We start from the raw sequence: 15,012 nt of genomic DNA, 5'->3' as shown, positions 1-15,012 counted from the left end.
GTATCAGGCTTCGGCTTTTTTGGCCCGGGCCATGAAATACAGCCCCACCAGCACCATGGGCAGCGACAGCCATTGCCCCATCGTGGTGCCGCCGATCAGATAGCCGATCTGCGCATCGGGCTGGCGGAACAATTCGCCGATGATGCGCGCCAAGCCATAACCGGCCAGGAACAGCCCGGCGGTGAAGCCCGGCTTTTCGCGATAGGCTGCAACGCGGAACACGATGTTGAGCAGGATGAACAGCGCCAGGCCTTCCATCGCGGCCTGATACAACTGGCTGGGATGGCGCGGCTCCGGCCCGCCGGTGGGAAACACCATGGCCCAGGGCACATCATGGGCCACGCGGCCCCAGAGTTCGCCATTGATGAAATTCGCCAGCCGGCCGAAAAACAGCCCGATCGGCGTAACCGTGGCAACGATATCGGCCAGCGCCAGAAAGCGCACATCGCTCAAGCGGGCATAAACCAGCATCGCCACGATCACGCCCAGCATGCCGCCGTGATACGACATGCCGCCATGCCACACGGCGAAAATCTCGCCCGGATGCTGCAGGAAATAGTCGAGATTGTAGAACAGCACATAGCCTAGACGGCCGCCGAGGATCACGCCCAATGTGGCCCATAGCAACAGGCCATCCACCTGTTCAGGCGTAACCAGCGAACCCGGCTTGCGCGCCAGATGCATCGCCAGCCGCCAGCCCAGCACGATGCCCACGATGTAGGACAGCGCATACCAGCGGATGGCGAACGGGCCGACCGCCACCAATACCGGATCGATCACCGGAAACGGTATCGCCAGCAGGGTCGGCATGGCCGCTCAGCCTTCGCCGCCAGTATCCCCGCCCTGGGCGTCTTCGCCGTCATGGCGCGGACGCAGGGTGGGGAAGGCGATCACTTCGCGGATGGTGGCCGAGTTGGTGAGCAGCATCGCCAGGCGGTCGATCCCGATGCCAAGGCCGCCCATCGGCATCATGCCGGCGGATTGCGCTTTCAGGAAATCCTCGTCGATGCGATGGGCTTCGTCGTCGCCTTCATCGCGCTGCGTCTGCTGCGCTTCGAAGCGGGCCCGTTGTTCCTGCGGATCGGCCAGCTCGGAAAACGCATTGGCGATTTCCCAGGTGTTGCAGAAGGTCTCGAACCGGTCGGCCACATGCGGGCGGGCATGGTTGGCCTTGGCCAGCGGCGAAATCGCCTTGGGCAATTCCACCACATGGGTGGGCTGGATCAGATTGGGTTCCACCTTCTGCTCGAAGCAGGCTTCCACCACCTTGCCCCAGCTGGCCTTCGGTTCCACCGCGATGCCGGCGGCCTTTGCGGCGGCACGCGCGGCTTCGTCGTTCAGGCCTTCCAGCTTCACGCCGGCATGTTCCTCGATCAGGTCCAGCATGGTGGCGCGGCGGAAAGGCGGGGTGAAATCCAGTTCATGCTCGCCGAATTTCACCTTGGTGCCGCCGGTGGCGGCGATGGCGGCCGCGGCGATGGTGCGTTCGGCGATATCCATCATGTCGGCATAATCGGCATAGGCCTGATACAGCTCGATGGTGGTGAATTCCGGATTGTGGCGCGGCGAGATGCCTTCGTTGCGGAAGCAGCGGTTGATCTCGAACACCTTCTCGCTCAAGCCACCGATCACCAGGCGCTTGAGATGCAGTTCCGGCGCGATGCGCATGAACAGCGGAATATCCAGCGCATTGTGATGGGTGATGAAGGGCTTTGCGATGGCGCCGCCGGGAATGGTGTGCAGCATCGGAGTTTCCACTTCCAGGAAACTCTCGTCGGTGAGGAAGCGGCGCACAGCCTGGATCATGCGGAAGCGGGTGCGCAGGGTGGTGCGGCTGTCTTCGTTGCCGATCAGATCGTATTCGCGGTGGCGATAGCGCTGCTCGACATTCTTGAGGCCGTGCCACTTTTCCGGCGGCGGCTCCAGCGCCTTGGCCAGCACAACGATATCGGTTGAATCCACCGTGATCTCGCCGCGCTTGGTGCGCCGTACATTGCCGCGCACGCCGATGATGTCGCCAAGGTCCAGCGCCTTCAGCAGCGGCGCCCATTCGCCCTGCACGCGATCCTTGGGCGTATAGACCTGCAGTTTCACCGTGTCGTCCAGGATGTCGATGAACAGACCGCTGTTGCGGATTGCCATCACACGGCCGGCCACCGCCACGCTGTCTTCGGTCCGCTCTTCGGGCTGCAGATGCGCGTAGGCCTCGTGCACCGCCGCGTTCTTGTGCGATTTCGGGAATTTCGGCTGGTTATAGGGATCCAGCCCCATCTGGCGCAGGGTCTGCAGTTTGGCTTCGCGGCTGGCGCGTTCGCCGGTAACGTCTGGAGTGGTTTGCGGGCTGGTCACGGCTGATATCAAGCTTATGTGCAAAGGGGTGCGGACCCTATCACCCGATGCATTGCATTCCAAGCCATGCGGGGCCATATAGGCTTTGCACCGCACGACCGGAGGCCGCCATGCAGTCAGACAACCGCTTGCTCGATGATCTCTCCCGCATTGCCAGCGGCGCCATGGGCGCCTTGCAGGGCGTGAAGGGCGAGGTGGAACAGGCTTTCCGCGCCCGGCTGGAACAGGCGCTGGATGGTATGGAACTGGTCAATCGCGAGGAATTCGAGGCCGTGAAGGCGATGGCGGCCGCCGCCCGCGAGGAGAATATCCAGGCCCGCGAAGAGAATATCCGGCTGGCCGAGCGCATCGCGGCGCTGGAAGCGAAGCTGGAGTCGAAATAGCCGGACTTCGATCGACCGGAACTTCAATCGACCGGAACTTCAATCGACCGGAACTTCAATCGAATCGCCTCGCTACGATTCGCGTTTTTCCCGCATAGCGATTCGGCACTTGATCGCCTTTTCTACCCACAGCTTTTTCTGTCGCGCGGCAGCGAATTCATGAATTTTTCGTAAATCGACTCTTGCACCGGAATCCTGCGGCGCCTAACCTAAATCTATGGTGTTCAGTGTTTCGCGGCACCACATCTTGCTCGCCGGTCCTGGCGATTCGTCGCCAGGAAAGTTGGGTGGGATGGTTCCCCGGGCGGGTCCACGGCAGCAGCCAAATCGCTGTGCCGGCGCCGGGTGGAACGGCGAGAGGGCCAAATTCCCATCCTTGGCCGTCCGGTTTTGTAGAGACCGGGTTTGCCGAGGGGCTGCGCAGGCAGCGGGGGAAGCAACTGCGGGGGCGCGTATATGCGGTCGCTAGTCGACATCGAAACCACGTCCGCCCTGAGCAATCCTCTGGATCTCGTAGAACAGATCGTCGGCGAGCATGAATGGCCGTTCGACCGCCAGGGTTCCGATGAACTCACCGTCGGCGTGTCGGGCCGCTATTGCGAACACCAGATGTGGTTTTCCTGGCGCGAGGAACTGGGTGCGCTCAGCTTTACTTGCGCCTTCGACATGAAGCTGCCGCCCAATCGCAAGCGCGATCTGCATTCGCTGCTGGCTTATGTGAACGAAAAAGCGCTGATCGGCCATTTCGATTACTGGTCGGAAGAGGGCATGGTGGTGTTCCGCCAGGCTTTGCTGCTGCGCGGCGGGCTGGGCGCCACATCCGAGCAGATCGAGGATCTGATGGAAATCGGCCTCGGCGAATGCGAACGCTTCTATCCCGCCTTCCAGTTCCTGGTCTGGGGCGGCCGCACGCCGGAAGAGGCAGTGGCGGCCGCGATGTTCGAGACTGTCGGAGAAGCCTGATCCCATGTCCTCGCCACGGATTCTGCTTGTCGGCTGCGGCAAGATGGGCAGCGCCTTGCTGCGCGGCTGGGTTGGCCAGGGTGTGCTCGCCAGCGGCATCGTGGTGGTGGAACCCACGCCGATAGCCGATCTGCCGGCCGGTGTGCGCCAGGCGCGCGAGGCAACGGCGATTCCCGCTGATTTTCAGCCCGATCTGATCCTGCTGGCGGTGAAGCCGCAGGTGATGGACCAGGTGGCGCCGAGCTATGCGCGCTATGCCGGCCCGCAGGTCTGTTTCCTTTCGGTGGCCGCTGGCAAAACCATTGCCACGCTTGGCCGGCTGCTGGGCGAGAAAGCCATCATTGTGCGCTCGATCCCCAACACGCCGGCTGCCATCGCCCAGGGCATCACGGCCTGCTGTGCCGGGCCCGGCGTGGGCGATGCTCAGCGCATCTTGTGCAACCGGCTGCTCAGCGCGGTAGGCGAGGTGGTGTGGGTGGAGCAGGAGGCGCTGATCGATACCGCCACGGCGGTGTCCGGTTCCGGGCCGGCCTATGTGTTCTGGCTCACCGAATGCCTGGCCGCCGCCGGCGCCAAGGCCGGCTTGCCGCCTGAACTGGCCACCCAACTGGCGCGGGCCACGGTGGCTGGTGCCGGTGCGCTGATGCGCCAGAGCGGCGAGGATGCCGGCCAGCTGCGCCGCAATGTCACCAGCCCGAACGGCACCACCCAGGCTGCCCTGGATGTGCTGATGGCGGAAAACGGCCTCGGCCCGTTGATGGATCGCGCCGTGGCCGCCGCCGATAAGCGCTCGCGCGAACTGGCCGGCTGACTTTCCGGCTTGCCGTAGCGGGCCCGAGCCCCCATCTTATCGGCATCGCCAAAGGAGCATGCCATGGCCAAGCGCAAGGCAAGCAGCAAATCCACCGCCATTCCTGCCGCCGCCGATCCGGTGGATGCCGCCCTGGAATTGATTGCCGAAGCCGGCTGGCTGCGCCTCACTTTGCATGGGGTGGCCGAGCGGTCCGGCCTCAGCCTGGCCGAACTTTATCGCCGTTATCCCTCCAAAGGCGCTCTGCTGCGTGGATTTGCCGCTCGTATCGACGATGCCATGCTGACCGCGCTGGGTGGGCTTCCTACTGAAACCATGGCCGAAACAATGGCCGAGGATGCCGTGCGCGACCGGCTGTTCGAGGCCGTGATGGCCCGGCTGGATGCGCTGGCGTCATACAAGCCGGCGATGCATGTGCTGGCCCGCGAATTGCCGCGCGACCCCGTCGTGGCGCTCTGTTTTGCCGCCGATGGCCTTACCAAGGCACTGGATTGGACCTTGGCGGCTGCCGGGCTGGATGCGGGTGGTCTGCGCGGCCTGCTGCGGCGCAAGGCACTGGGCGCGGTCTACCTCGATACAGTGCGGATCTGGCTGACCGACGAGGAACCCGAGCTTTCGCGCACCATGGCGCATCTCGACAAACGGTTGCGGCAGGCGCTGCCATTCCTCACAGGCAATGGCGGCGCTTTCTCGCTTTTGCGAAAGAAAACTGCCTAGATTTATTATAAGTTATTGTTTTTAATGTTATAAATATTTTTGTGCAGTGCACAAAATTTGCTTGACGATTGTACAGGCCGCCCTTAAATTAGGCACGAGTTCATTGAGACCCCGCCCGGTGGCTGTTTTCTCGCCCTGCGGCATGTTTGAGGAGCCATTCCCATGAGCAAGACCGAGTTCCCGTTCGCCAATTTCGATTTCAACAAGCTGTTCGACCCGTCCAAGATGTTCGACGCCCAGAAGATGTTCGGCGATTTCAAGCTGCCCGGCTTCGATGCCGAAGCCTTGGCTGCCACCCAGAAGAAGAATCTGGAAGCCATCGCCGCTGCCAACAAGAAGGCTTTCGAGGGCTATCAGGCGCTGGCCGCCCGCCAGGCCGAGATTTTCCAGCAGGGCATGGACGAGCTGTCCTCCCTGGTGAAGGACGCCGTGTCGAAGGGCGCCAAGGATGCCAATCCGGCCAAGCAGGCCGAACTGGTGAAGGCTGCCGTGGAACGCGCGCTGGCCAACCTGAAGGAACTGGCCGAACTGGCCGCCAAGACCAACACCGAAACCTTCGAGACCCTGAACAAGCGTGCCAATGAAAGCCTGGAAGAGCTGCGTGCAACGCTCTCCAAGCTGGTGAAGCAGTAACAGCGGCGTAGGTTTAACTCTCCCCAGAGTATGCGTTACTATCGAACGGGCGGGATCATCCCCGCCCGTTTTTTATTTCCTGGGGTTTGTTTCGTTGTGTGAGGGAGCCAGAAAATGACCGGAACCGGCATGATCAGCTATGCGGATTTCGAGCAGGTGGATATCCGCGTCGGCACCATCGTGGGGGCCGAGCCGTTTCCCGAGGCACGCAAGCCAGCGATCAAGCTGCGGGTGGATTTCGGCCCCGCGATCGGCGTGAAAAAATCATCCGCCCAGATCACCACCTATTACGAGCCGGCGGCGCTGCTCGGTAAGCAGGTATTGGCCGTGGTTAATTTCCCGCCCCGGCAGATCGGCCCTTTCATGTCGGAAGTGCTGGTGCTGGGTGTGCCGGATCCCGATGGCAAGGTGGTGTTGATCGGGCCCGATATTGCAGTGCCGAATGGCGGCAAGATGTTTTGATTCAGCCTGATTAACCTGTTCACGCGGTTGACCGCTGCCCCTGCCTGTGCCGAGTATCCCATCATGAAACCTGGTCTTTCGATTGTCGCCGTCATGGCGCTGTTTGCGTTTGCCCCTGCCGCATCCTTTGCGCAGCCGTCGGGCCATGATTGCGTGGTGCGTCAGTTCGTCACCGCGCAAAATGTTCTGAACCTGGAGCCGCAGGGCGAAACCGATGCCTATCCCGCCGGCACCGAGCGGGCCTATGCCTTCGCGCGGCTGGATTGCATCAATGTCAGCGGCGGCGAAACCTTCTGGTTCACCTGGCTGCAGGGCGACCGCGAGCAAGGCCGTTCACGCGCCCGCGTGGATGTCAGCCGCAACTGGCGCATCTGGTCGCAATCGCGGCTCACGCCCGGCGAATGGACCGTGCAGTTGAAAGACAGCGCCGGCCGGCTTCAGGCCGAACGCAAATTCACCGTGGCCGCGCCGCCGGAGTCGCAATAGCCAGCGCCGGCCTTATCTGGCTGCGGGCTTATCAGGTTGCGGCCGGGAAAAATTCGGTATGGGTGTCGCCGTTGCGGCCGAAATAAAGCACCCGCCTGCCGATGAACGATACGATATAGCCCGCGCAGCCGGCTTTGGCCGCTTCGTTGCAAAAGCCTTTGTAGGTATATCCGGGCGTCTGCATCTGCGCCTTGCGGATCGATTGCCTGATCGCCTCGGTATCGAAGCGTTCCGCCACCGGCACGCCGACCGGCGCGGTTGGCAATACCGCCACTTCGCCATCGGGGCGATAGAAGCTCCGCGTGGCCCCGCGCAGATCCACGCTATAGCCATCCAGGCCGGCTTCGATCAGCCGTTTCACGGCTTCGGGAAAACTCATCGTATCGTTTTCCGAGCCTATAATGGTGGTCTGGGCAATGTCTTTCCAATGCATGGCGAGTCTTTCGTTGCTGGTTGTGCGGTCGATGACGGTCAATCGACAGGCAGGGATTTCAGGCCATGGGCTTGCACCAGCGTTTGCAGGATACGCAACAGAGCGGCGCGGTCGTGGGCTGGCAGGGTCTTGAAGAATTCGGCATCGTTGGCATCGGCCAACCGGGCCAGTTTCGGCACCAGGCTGCGGGCCGCGGGTGTGAGTGAAAGCATCTGCGCACGGCCATCCTTGGGATCGGTGAGGCGCAGCAGCAGGGATTTGGCGCTCAGGCGATCGGCCAGCTTGGTGATGGCGCCGCGCGTCATGCCCAGGCGATCGGCCAGTCGGCTGGGGGGCGAAGGCTCGATCTCCAGCAATTGGCGCAGCAAAACCCATTCCGCCACGGTTACGCCATGGGTCTCCACCTTGCGTGCAAAAGCTTGCGAAACGTGGTTCGAAACGAACCTCAGCCAATAGCCCAGATGGTCGGTCAATTCGGATGTGGCAGGCATGGCGGCTCCTTTGATTGACTAGGAAACTATATCAATATAATTTACTAGTCAACCATATTCCCGAAGTGAATTCCTAATCTGGATATGCGGCAACGATGGCAGCAGGCGCTATAGCGGCAACCGGATCGCCACCCGCAGGCCGCCCAGCGGAGATTCGGTCAGCTGGATTTCGCCGCCATGGGCCAGCACGGCATCGCGGGCGATGGTGAGGCCCAGGCCCACATTGCCGCCGCCGGAATGCCGTGCCGGATCGGCACGGTAGAAGGGCCTGAACACCTTGTGGCGTTCCTTCTGCGGAATGCCGGGGCCATCATCGTCGATATTGATATCCACGTGGCCATCGCCGCGCAGCACCTGCAGGCGCACCTTATGGCCGAAGCGCAGGCCATTCTCGATCAGGTTCGACAGCGCCCGCTTGAAGCCGAGGCGGCGCAGCGGCAGGGTGGGGGCGTTGGCGGTGTCCACCTCCAATTCGCGGCCGCGCCGGCGCACATCGTCGGCCAGTTCCTGCACCAGCAGGCCAAGATCGGTGGCTTCCGTGCTCTGCTCCACCTGGCCGCGCGCGAAAGCCAGATAAGCCTCGATCATGGTTTCCATCTCGGCCACATCGCGCTTCAGCTCGGCGGCATCGGGATCGCTGGCCATCATCGAAAGCTGCAGCTTCATGCGGGTAAGCGGCGTGCGCAGATCGTGGCTCACGCCGGCCAGCATGTCGGTGCGTTCGCGGATATGGCGCCGGATACGGTCGCGCATGGCCAGGAAGGCCAGGGCTGCCGAGCGCACCTCGGTGGCACCCGAGGGATGGAAATCCGGTGCATCGCGGCCCTTGCCGAAGGCATCGGCGGCTTCGGCCAGGCGGCGGATCGGCCTGATCTGGTTGCGCAGGAACAGCACCGCGATGCCCAGCAGCAGCACCGAGCCAGACGCGATCCAGATGATGAAGATATAAGTGCTGGTGGAATAGACGCGCTTGGAGCGGGCCAACACCACCATCAATTCGTTGGGCAGTTCCACCAGCACGGCGATGTTGTCGTCGTTGCGCTGGGTGTCGATGGCAAAGGGTTCGTCCAGCCGTTCGCTCAGTGCCTGGGTCAGCATGTTGTCGAGGATCGACCACCAGCGCGGTGGCGGCAGATTGTCGGGCAGGCTCTTGCCGGGCAGGAACCGCACGTCGATTTCCATGTTGTTATAGGCAAGATTCATCAGCTGTTCGTGGCGCGGATCGCCGATGAAAGCTTCGTGCATGTCGATGGCCATCGAGATATCGCCGGCCAGGCCGAGCGCCAGGCGGCGGCTCACGGTATCCCAATGGCGGGCATAGAAGGCATAGGTGGTGAGGATCTGCAGCAGCAGCACCGGCAATGCCAGCATCAGCAGCCAGCGGCCAAACAGGCTGCGTGGCAACAGGCGCCGCATCAGCCGGCTCGTCGTCATCGGCCAGTCTTATTCTGCCCAGAGAACATAACCTTCGCCCCACACGGTTTGCAGGAAACGCGGATTGCGCGGATCGTCCTCTATCTTGCGGCGCAGGCGGGTGATCTGCACATCCACCGCGCGGCTTTCGTTGGCGGCATTCGCAGCTGACGCGCCAGGACCGGCATCGGCCAAAGCGGCGCGTGGCACGGTTACGCCGGGATTGCGCGCCAGGATGCGCAGCAGGCCGGCTTCGCCGGTGGTGAGCGGCACGATTTCCTCGCCGCGGCGCAAGTCGCCACGCACGATATCGAAACGGAATTCGCCAAAACGCACCGGGCGGCTGGCGCTGGCCGGCGCCGGGCGGTTGCTGCGCTTGAGAATGGCCTGGATGCGCAACAGCAATTCGCGCGGCTCGAACGGCTTGGCCAGGTAATCATCGGCGCCGGTTTCCAGGCCCTGGATGCGGTCCTCGGCCTCGGTGCGCGCGGTCAGCAGGATCACCGGCACGGGATTGCCTTGTCCGCGCAGTTCGGTGACGAATTCAAAGCCGTTCTTGCCCGGCATCATCACATCCACCACCAGCAGATCGTAATGCACAGGCGCCAGCTTGGCCCAGGCATCCTCGGCGCTTTCAGCCGAGGTGACGCGATAGCCGTTGCCGGTGAGGAAGCGGGCCAGCAGGGTGCGGATGCGCTCGTCGTCATCCACCACCAGCAGATGCGGCTGTTCGGCTTCCATGGCGTTCAACCGCGCTGTATGGCGCGCAGCACCTGCGCGCGATCATCATCGTCGATCAGGCCCGACAGCACCTTGCGATAGCCGGCCACGGCTTCGGCCCCGGCATCGCGGTAGGCCTGGGCCACCTTGGCCTGTTGCAGCGAAGCGATGCGCTTTTCCAGGCCACGGCCTTTTTCGGTGAGAAAAAGCTGGCGCTGGCGGCGGTCGCGCGTGCCTTGCTGCTGGCGCACGAAATCCTGGGCGATCAATGCCGACAGCACGCGGGCCAGGCTCTGCTTGGTGATGCGCAGGATGCTCAGCAATTCCGCCACCGTGATGCCAGGATGGCCGCCGATGAAATGCAGCGCCCGATGGTGCGCCCGGCCGAAGCCGTATTGCTCCAGGATCTCATCGGGTCCGCGGGTGAAATCGCGATAGGCGTAGAACAGCAGTTCTATGCCCTGCCGCAATTCGTCTTCGCGCAGAAACAACGGGTTGGGCACGGATTTCAGATCGCTCATGGCTGTTTATATGGGGCATGGCGGCGAGTCTCCGCAAGAGCAGTGCTCTCGGCAGAGCAGGTATCTCGGCAGGGCAGGGCGGGGTTGCGCTTTTGGGCAAAAAGAGGGGCGGCCAGTGAGGACGAGAAAAATACGACAGCATTGTTGACGTATTTCCATACGAATGTTACTTTAAAAACAATTGAAAGGTAATTATATTACCTTAAAGCCGTAAAAACCCTTATCACCCATGGATTTGCCGGGAGACGTACAATGTCGAGCGCCGCTTATGATGATCGCGATGGCTGGATCTGGTTCGATGGCCAGTTCATTCCGCACCGCGAGGCCAAATTGCATGTGCTGAGCCATGCCTTGCATTACGCCTCGTCGGTATTCGAGGGCGAGCGCGCCTATGGCGGCCAGGTGTTCAAGCTGACCGAACACAGCCAGCGCCTGATCGACAGCGCCCGCCTGCTGGATTTCGAAATCCCCTACAGCCTGGACGAAATCAACCGCGCCACCAACGATACGGTGGCCAAGAACGGCCTGAAGGATTGTTATATCCGCCCGATCGCCTGGCGCGGTTCGGAGATGATGGGGGTTTCGGCGCAAAGCTCGAAAATCCATCTCGCCATCGCGGTGTGGGAATGGCCGAGCTATTTCTCGCCGGAAGCCAAGATGAAGGGCATCCGCCTGATGCTGTCTGACTGGCGCCGCCCGGCCCCCAACACCGCGCCCACCAAGGCGAAGGCGGCGGGGCTTTACATGATCTGCACGCTGTCGAAGCACAAGGCGGAGAAGCTGGGCTTCCAGGATGCGCTGATGCTGGATTGGCGCGGCCAGGTGGCCGAGGCCACCGGCGCCAACGTGTTCTTCGTGCAGGATGGCAAAATCCACACGCCGGTGCCGGATTGCTTTCTGGATGGCATCACCCGGCGCGCGGTGATTGGCATGGCCAAGGCCCGCGGGCTTGAGGTGATCGAACGGGCGATCCAGCCCGAGGAGATGGCCGGTTTCAGCGAATGCTTCCTCACCGGCACGGCTGCCGAAGTGACGCCGGTTTCCGAGATCGGGCCGTATCGCTTCACGCCCGGCGCGGTGTGCAAGACCCTGATCAATGCTTTCGAGCAGGAAACCCGCCCCAAGCAGGCGGCGGCGGAATAAATCTTATTTGTTCCAGCGGGCAGCGGCGTCATCGTCGCTGCCCCGGCTTTCCACCCATTCCCGCATTGCGCCGCTTTGCTCAAGCTTCCAGAACGGCGCTTTGGTCTTCAGCCAGTCGATCAGGAATTCGCAAGCCTCGAACGCGGCCTTGCGGTGCGGCGATGCGGCAATCACCAGCACGATCCGGTCGCCCGGCAACAGCCTGCCATGGCGATGCACCACCAGGCAGCCATTCAGCGGCCAGCGCTGCCAGGCCTGTTCGGCAATCGCCATGATCTGCCGCTCGGTCATGCCGGGATAATGTTCCAGCGTCATGCTGCTGTCGGATTTTTGATCGGCGAAATCGCGCACCAGACCCACGAAACTCACCACGGCGCCGATGCCGGTATCATCCTGCGTCAGCCGCTGCAATTCCTGCCCGGGATCGAAATCCTCGGCCTGCACGCGGATTTCCGGGCCGCTGCGCTTGCTGTTGCCAGGCTTGGCTTCAGCCGCCATGGCCTTAGCCGCCCGTCACCGGCGGAAACAGCGCCACTTCGTCGCCGGCCCGCACCGGATCGGTCAATGCCGCGTAATCCTGGTTCACGGCAACGCGTACCATGTTCGGGTCGCACAGCGCAGCGGCGTGATTGGGGCTTTGTTCGCGCAGCCATGCCAGCAGCGTGCCCACATCTTTCACATCGGGCGGCAGGCTGAGGCTTTCTTCCGGCACGCCCACGCGCTCGCGCAGCAATGCGAAATACAGCAACTTGATCATGCCGGCGCGCCTGTTTGCGGGCCGGTCTCTTTATCCGTTTTTTCGGTTTTCGGTTTGGCCTCGGGCGCCGGGCGCGGATCGGCGGCCATATGGCGCAGGCCGGTGATCAGGTAATCCCAGCCGGTATAGAGCGTGAGCAGGGCGGCAACCCACAGCATCACTTCGCCGATCATGCGCACCGGCAGCCAGCCGGGGCCGTAATGGCCGACGATCAGAAAGCCCAGCGCAATCAATTGCACGGTGGTTTTCCATTTCGCCAGCTGGCTTACCGGCACCTTCACGCGCAACTCGGCCAGAAATTCGCGCAAGCCGGTCACGGTGATTTCGCGGCACATGATCACCACGGCGGCCAGCAGGCTGATTTTGTCGATCCGTTCGAAGGCGATCAGCATCATGATCACGGCGCAGACCAGCAGCTTGTCGGCCACCGGATCGAGGAAGCGGCCCAGATCGCTCATCTGCCCCCATTTGCGCGCCAGATAGCCATCGAACCAGTCGGTGATGCCGGCGGCGGCGAACAATCCCAGGGGCAGCCAGGCGCTCCAGGAACCGGGCAGGTAAAACGCCGCGCAGATGGCCGGAATGGCCAGAATGCGCGAGATCGTCAGCAGATTGGGCAGGCTGTTCAACATATGACTTTCATCGCACGGCGAGGGGCCGCATTACAGCGTTTGGCCGGCCCGGATACAAGACCCCGGACACAAGATTTGGGGCGTGGGGAGCGGGAATTCAACCGCCATGAAAATGGTCGTAAACCTTTTTCGCCACGGTTTTGGAAATTCCGCCCACGGCTTCCAGGTCGGCCAGCCCGGCCTGCGCCACGCTCTTGGCCGATCCGAAATGCAGCAGCAAGGCTTTTTTGCGCGCGGCGCCGATGCCGGCTATCTCATCCAGCGGCGACCGGAACTGATCCTTGCTGCGTTTCGCGCGATGCGTGCCGATGGCGAAACGATGCGCCTCATCACGCAGACGCTGCAGGAAAAACAACACCGGATGCCGTGCTTCCAGCATGAAGGGCTCGCGGCCCGGCATGAAAAACACTTCGCGGCCGGCATTGCGCTCGGGCCCCTTGGCAATCGCGGCCACCGGCTGTTCGGGGATTCCCAATTCCTGCAACACCTGCTGCGCCGCAGCAAGCTGGCCCTTGCCGCCATCCACCAGGATCAGATCGGGCCAGTCGATCTCCGGCTGCGGGGCATCCGTATCCGGGATATCGGCATCGGGCTCTATCGCCGGCGTTTCCGCAGCCTCCGCTTCCGCAGCCTCCGCTTCCACAGCCTCCGCTTCCGCAGCCTCCGCTTCTGATGCATCGCGGGCTTTCAGCAGGCGCTGAAAGCGGCGGGTCAGCACCTCGCGCATCATGCCGTAATCGTCGCCGGGCGTGATGTCTTCGCTGCGGATATTGAATTTGCGATAAGCGTTCTTGCGCAGGCCTTCAGGGCCGGAAACGATCATGCCGCCCACGGCATGGCGGCCCTGGATATGGCTGTTGTCGTATACTTCGATGCGGCGCGGCGGCGCTTCCAGGCCAAAGATCTCTGCCACGCCGGCCAGCAATTTTTGCTGCGTTGCGGATTCCGCCAGCCGTCGCCGCAGGGCGTCGCGGGCATTGTCCAGCGCATGCTCCACAAGGTCGCGTTTGCCGCCGCGCTGCGGGCAATGCAGTTCCACGCGATGGCCGGCATGCAGGCTCAACGCATCCTGGATCAATGCAGCGCCTTCCACCGGATCGCTGATCAGCACCAGCTTGGGCGGTTCGCGCTCGGCATAGAACTGGCCGATAAAGGCATCCAGCACATCGCTCACCTCGGCATCGCGGGCATGGGCGGGGAAATAGGCATGGTTGCCGAAATTCTGTCCGGCGCGGAAGAACACCACCTGCACACAGACATTGCCGCCTTCGGTAACTGCCGCAATCACGTCGGCATCGCCCAGATCGACCAGGCTGACATCCTGCTTCTGGCTGATATAGGCCAGCGCGCGGATACGGTCGCGCAATTCCGCGGCCTGTTCGAAATCCAGCGCGTCCGACGCCGTCTGCATGCGGGCCTGCCATTCGCTGAGCAAGCCGCGATTGCGGCCGGACAGAAAATCCTTCGCCTCGCCCAATATGCGCGCATAGCCCGGTGCATCGATGCGGCCTACGCAGGGCGCACGGCAGCGTTTGATCTGATATTGCAGGCAGGGGCGCGCGCGGCCGGCGAATTCGCTGTCGGAGCAGGTACGCAGCGGAAAGGCGCGGGCCAGCGTGTGCATCATGGTGTTCACCGCGCCGGTGGAAGCAAACGGGCCGAAATAATCCCCCGCTGCATCGCGCGCGCCGCGATGCTTCTCGATGCGCGGGAAATCATGGTCGCGACCGATCATGATGTAGGGGAAGGATTTGTCGTCCTTCAGCAGGATATTGTAGATCGGCTGCAGCTTCTTGATCAGGTTGGCTTCAAGCAGCAAAGCCTCGGCTTCGGTATGGGTGACCGTCACGTCCAGCCGCGCCACGCGATGCACCATGCGCTGGATGCGGATGCTCAGGCCCGCCAGCTTGGTGTAGTTGGTCACGCGCTTTTTCAGGCTGCGTGCCTTGCCGATATAAAGCAGCACGCCCTCGGCATCGAACATGCGATACACGCCGGGGCCGGCGGGCAATGTCTTCAATGCCGCCTGGATCACTCCGGCGCCTGCCAGCAGCGGCGCATCGGCTTCGTGATCAGTGCCGCTCACCCGTCCGACTCC

The 15,012-nt window shown here is 62.6% G+C and carries 19 protein-coding genes; 8 read left to right on the top strand and 11 right to left on the bottom strand.

Features of this window, described 5'->3' with window-relative positions; translation table 11 throughout:
• Positions 1-3: 3 nt before the first annotated feature.
• Both lgt and lysS read right to left on the bottom strand, forming a co-directional pair.
• Positions 4-810 carry a prolipoprotein diacylglyceryl transferase gene (gene lgt, locus KF827_RS11200; RefSeq protein WP_291005041.1) on the bottom strand — a complete coding sequence of 269 codons (807 nt, stop codon included), beginning with the start codon at positions 808-810 and terminating at the stop codon, positions 4-6.
• Positions 811-816: 6 nt separating this feature from the next.
• Positions 817-2,349 carry a lysine--tRNA ligase gene (lysS, locus tag KF827_RS11195; protein ID WP_291005038.1) on the bottom strand — a complete coding sequence of 511 codons (1,533 nt, stop codon included), beginning with the start codon at positions 2,347-2,349 and terminating at the stop codon, positions 817-819.
• A 110-nt stretch (positions 2,350-2,459) separates the two neighbouring features.
• Between lysS and KF827_RS11190 the strand changes: the two genes are divergently transcribed.
• The 7 genes from KF827_RS11190 (at position 2,460) to KF827_RS11160 (ending at position 6,804) form a co-directional block, all read left to right on the top strand.
• Positions 2,460-2,732 carry an accessory factor UbiK family protein gene (locus KF827_RS11190; RefSeq protein WP_291005035.1) on the top strand — a complete coding sequence of 91 codons (273 nt, stop codon included), beginning with the start codon at positions 2,460-2,462 and terminating at the stop codon, positions 2,730-2,732.
• A gap of 456 nt (positions 2,733-3,188) precedes the next feature.
• A complete protein-coding gene (locus KF827_RS11185) occupies positions 3,189-3,695 on the top strand; it encodes a YbjN domain-containing protein (RefSeq protein WP_291005032.1) in 507 nt (168 codons plus the stop codon).
• 4 nt (positions 3,696-3,699) lie between these two features.
• Positions 3,700-4,506, top strand: coding sequence for a pyrroline-5-carboxylate reductase (proC, locus tag KF827_RS11180; RefSeq protein WP_291005028.1), 807 nt, complete (start codon positions 3,700-3,702; stop codon positions 4,504-4,506).
• 63 nt (positions 4,507-4,569) lie between these two features.
• A complete protein-coding gene (locus KF827_RS11175; RefSeq protein WP_291005025.1) occupies positions 4,570-5,223 on the top strand; it encodes a TetR family transcriptional regulator in 654 nt (217 codons plus the stop codon).
• Between the two features lie 162 nt (positions 5,224-5,385).
• On the top strand, positions 5,386-5,856 hold the full coding sequence (locus KF827_RS11170) for a phasin family protein (protein WP_291005022.1): 471 nt from the start codon (positions 5,386-5,388) through the stop codon (positions 5,854-5,856).
• A gap of 114 nt (positions 5,857-5,970) precedes the next feature.
• Positions 5,971-6,318, top strand: coding sequence for a tRNA-binding protein (locus KF827_RS11165; protein WP_291005017.1), 348 nt, complete (start codon positions 5,971-5,973; stop codon positions 6,316-6,318).
• 63 nt (positions 6,319-6,381) lie between these two features.
• Positions 6,382-6,804 (top strand): DUF2914 domain-containing protein, encoded by a 423-nt coding sequence (locus KF827_RS11160; protein ID WP_291005014.1) that lies wholly within the window; start codon positions 6,382-6,384, stop codon positions 6,802-6,804.
• Between the two features lie 31 nt (positions 6,805-6,835).
• Here the strand turns inward: KF827_RS11160 and KF827_RS11155 are convergent, their stop codons facing one another.
• From KF827_RS11155 to KF827_RS11135, 5 genes are all read right to left on the bottom strand, one after another.
• The gene (locus tag KF827_RS11155; RefSeq protein WP_291005011.1) at positions 6,836-7,237 is read right to left on the bottom strand and encodes a DUF1398 family protein; all 402 of its coding nucleotides are present in this window, start codon (positions 7,235-7,237) and stop codon (positions 6,836-6,838) included.
• 38 nt (positions 7,238-7,275) lie between these two features.
• Positions 7,276-7,728: a MarR family transcriptional regulator gene (locus KF827_RS11150; RefSeq protein WP_291005008.1), complete on the bottom strand. Its 453-nt coding sequence runs from the start codon at positions 7,726-7,728 to the stop codon at positions 7,276-7,278.
• A 108-nt stretch (positions 7,729-7,836) separates the two neighbouring features.
• A complete protein-coding gene (locus KF827_RS11145) occupies positions 7,837-9,162 on the bottom strand; it encodes an ATP-binding protein (protein ID WP_291005003.1) in 1,326 nt (441 codons plus the stop codon).
• Between the two features lie 9 nt (positions 9,163-9,171).
• A complete protein-coding gene (locus tag KF827_RS11140; RefSeq protein WP_291005000.1) occupies positions 9,172-9,882 on the bottom strand; it encodes a response regulator in 711 nt (236 codons plus the stop codon).
• A 5-nt stretch (positions 9,883-9,887) separates the two neighbouring features.
• Positions 9,888-10,382: a MarR family transcriptional regulator gene (locus tag KF827_RS11135; protein WP_291004997.1), complete on the bottom strand. Its 495-nt coding sequence runs from the start codon at positions 10,380-10,382 to the stop codon at positions 9,888-9,890.
• Positions 10,383-10,634: 252 nt separating this feature from the next.
• On the opposite strand from KF827_RS11135, the gene KF827_RS11130 reads away from it, so the two are divergent.
• The gene (locus KF827_RS11130) at positions 10,635-11,525 is read left to right on the top strand and encodes a branched-chain amino acid aminotransferase (RefSeq protein WP_291004994.1); all 891 of its coding nucleotides are present in this window, start codon (positions 10,635-10,637) and stop codon (positions 11,523-11,525) included.
• Between the two features lie 3 nt (positions 11,526-11,528).
• Here the strand turns inward: KF827_RS11130 and KF827_RS11125 are convergent, their stop codons facing one another.
• The 4 genes from KF827_RS11125 to uvrC form a co-directional block, all read right to left on the bottom strand.
• Positions 11,529-12,023 carry a molybdenum cofactor biosynthesis protein MoaE gene (locus KF827_RS11125; protein ID WP_291004991.1) on the bottom strand — a complete coding sequence of 165 codons (495 nt, stop codon included), beginning with the start codon at positions 12,021-12,023 and terminating at the stop codon, positions 11,529-11,531.
• 4 nt (positions 12,024-12,027) lie between these two features.
• Positions 12,028-12,279, bottom strand: a complete 252-nt coding sequence (gene moaD / locus KF827_RS11120) for a molybdopterin converting factor subunit 1 (RefSeq protein ID WP_291005138.1) — start codon at positions 12,277-12,279, stop codon at positions 12,028-12,030.
• On the bottom strand, positions 12,279-12,914 hold the full coding sequence (pgsA, locus tag KF827_RS11115) for a CDP-diacylglycerol--glycerol-3-phosphate 3-phosphatidyltransferase (protein ID WP_291004988.1): 636 nt from the start codon (positions 12,912-12,914) through the stop codon (positions 12,279-12,281). The genes moaD and pgsA overlap by 1 nt, the downstream gene beginning before the upstream one ends.
• 97 nt (positions 12,915-13,011) lie before the next feature.
• Positions 13,012-15,000 carry an excinuclease ABC subunit UvrC gene (uvrC, locus tag KF827_RS11110; RefSeq protein ID WP_291004984.1) on the bottom strand — a complete coding sequence of 663 codons (1,989 nt, stop codon included), beginning with the start codon at positions 14,998-15,000 and terminating at the stop codon, positions 13,012-13,014.
• Between the last annotated feature and the right edge of the window lie 12 nt (positions 15,001-15,012).

It is taken from the genome of Ferrovibrio sp. (assembly GCF_019636075.1).
Classification (GTDB): Bacteria; Pseudomonadota; Alphaproteobacteria; order Ferrovibrionales; family Ferrovibrionaceae; genus Ferrovibrio.
Note: the sequence above shows the minus strand (reverse complement) of the source record. Positions and strands in the feature narration are given on the sequence as shown.

Bases quoted from the DNA above. Each gene is read 5' to 3' on its own strand.
- lgt (WP_291005041.1), bottom strand. From the start codon at position 810: ATGCCGACCCTGCTGGCGATACCGTTTCCGGTGATCGATCCGGTATTG.
- KF827_RS11190 (WP_291005035.1), top strand. From the start codon at position 2,460: ATGCAGTCAGACAACCGCTTGCTCGATGATCTCTCCCGCATTGCCAGC.
- KF827_RS11185 (WP_291005032.1), top strand. From the start codon at position 3,189: ATGCGGTCGCTAGTCGACATCGAAACCACGTCCGCCCTGAGCAATCCT.
- proC (WP_291005028.1), top strand. From the start codon at position 3,700: ATGTCCTCGCCACGGATTCTGCTTGTCGGCTGCGGCAAGATGGGCAGC.
- KF827_RS11175 (WP_291005025.1), top strand. From the start codon at position 4,570: ATGGCCAAGCGCAAGGCAAGCAGCAAATCCACCGCCATTCCTGCCGCC.
- KF827_RS11170 (WP_291005022.1), top strand. From the start codon at position 5,386: ATGAGCAAGACCGAGTTCCCGTTCGCCAATTTCGATTTCAACAAGCTG.
- KF827_RS11165 (WP_291005017.1), top strand. From the start codon at position 5,971: ATGACCGGAACCGGCATGATCAGCTATGCGGATTTCGAGCAGGTGGAT.
- KF827_RS11160 (WP_291005014.1), top strand. From the start codon at position 6,382: ATGAAACCTGGTCTTTCGATTGTCGCCGTCATGGCGCTGTTTGCGTTT.
- KF827_RS11155 (WP_291005011.1), bottom strand. From the start codon at position 7,237: ATGCATTGGAAAGACATTGCCCAGACCACCATTATAGGCTCGGAAAAC.
- KF827_RS11150 (WP_291005008.1), bottom strand. From the start codon at position 7,728: ATGCCTGCCACATCCGAATTGACCGACCATCTGGGCTATTGGCTGAGG.
- KF827_RS11145 (WP_291005003.1), bottom strand. From the start codon at position 9,162: ATGACGACGAGCCGGCTGATGCGGCGCCTGTTGCCACGCAGCCTGTTT.
- KF827_RS11140 (WP_291005000.1), bottom strand. From the start codon at position 9,882: ATGGAAGCCGAACAGCCGCATCTGCTGGTGGTGGATGACGACGAGCGC.
- KF827_RS11135 (WP_291004997.1), bottom strand. From the start codon at position 10,382: ATGAGCGATCTGAAATCCGTGCCCAACCCGTTGTTTCTGCGCGAAGAC.
- KF827_RS11130 (WP_291004994.1), top strand. From the start codon at position 10,635: ATGTCGAGCGCCGCTTATGATGATCGCGATGGCTGGATCTGGTTCGAT.
- KF827_RS11125 (WP_291004991.1), bottom strand. From the start codon at position 12,023: ATGGCGGCTGAAGCCAAGCCTGGCAACAGCAAGCGCAGCGGCCCGGAA.
- pgsA (WP_291004988.1), bottom strand. From the start codon at position 12,914: ATGTTGAACAGCCTGCCCAATCTGCTGACGATCTCGCGCATTCTGGCC.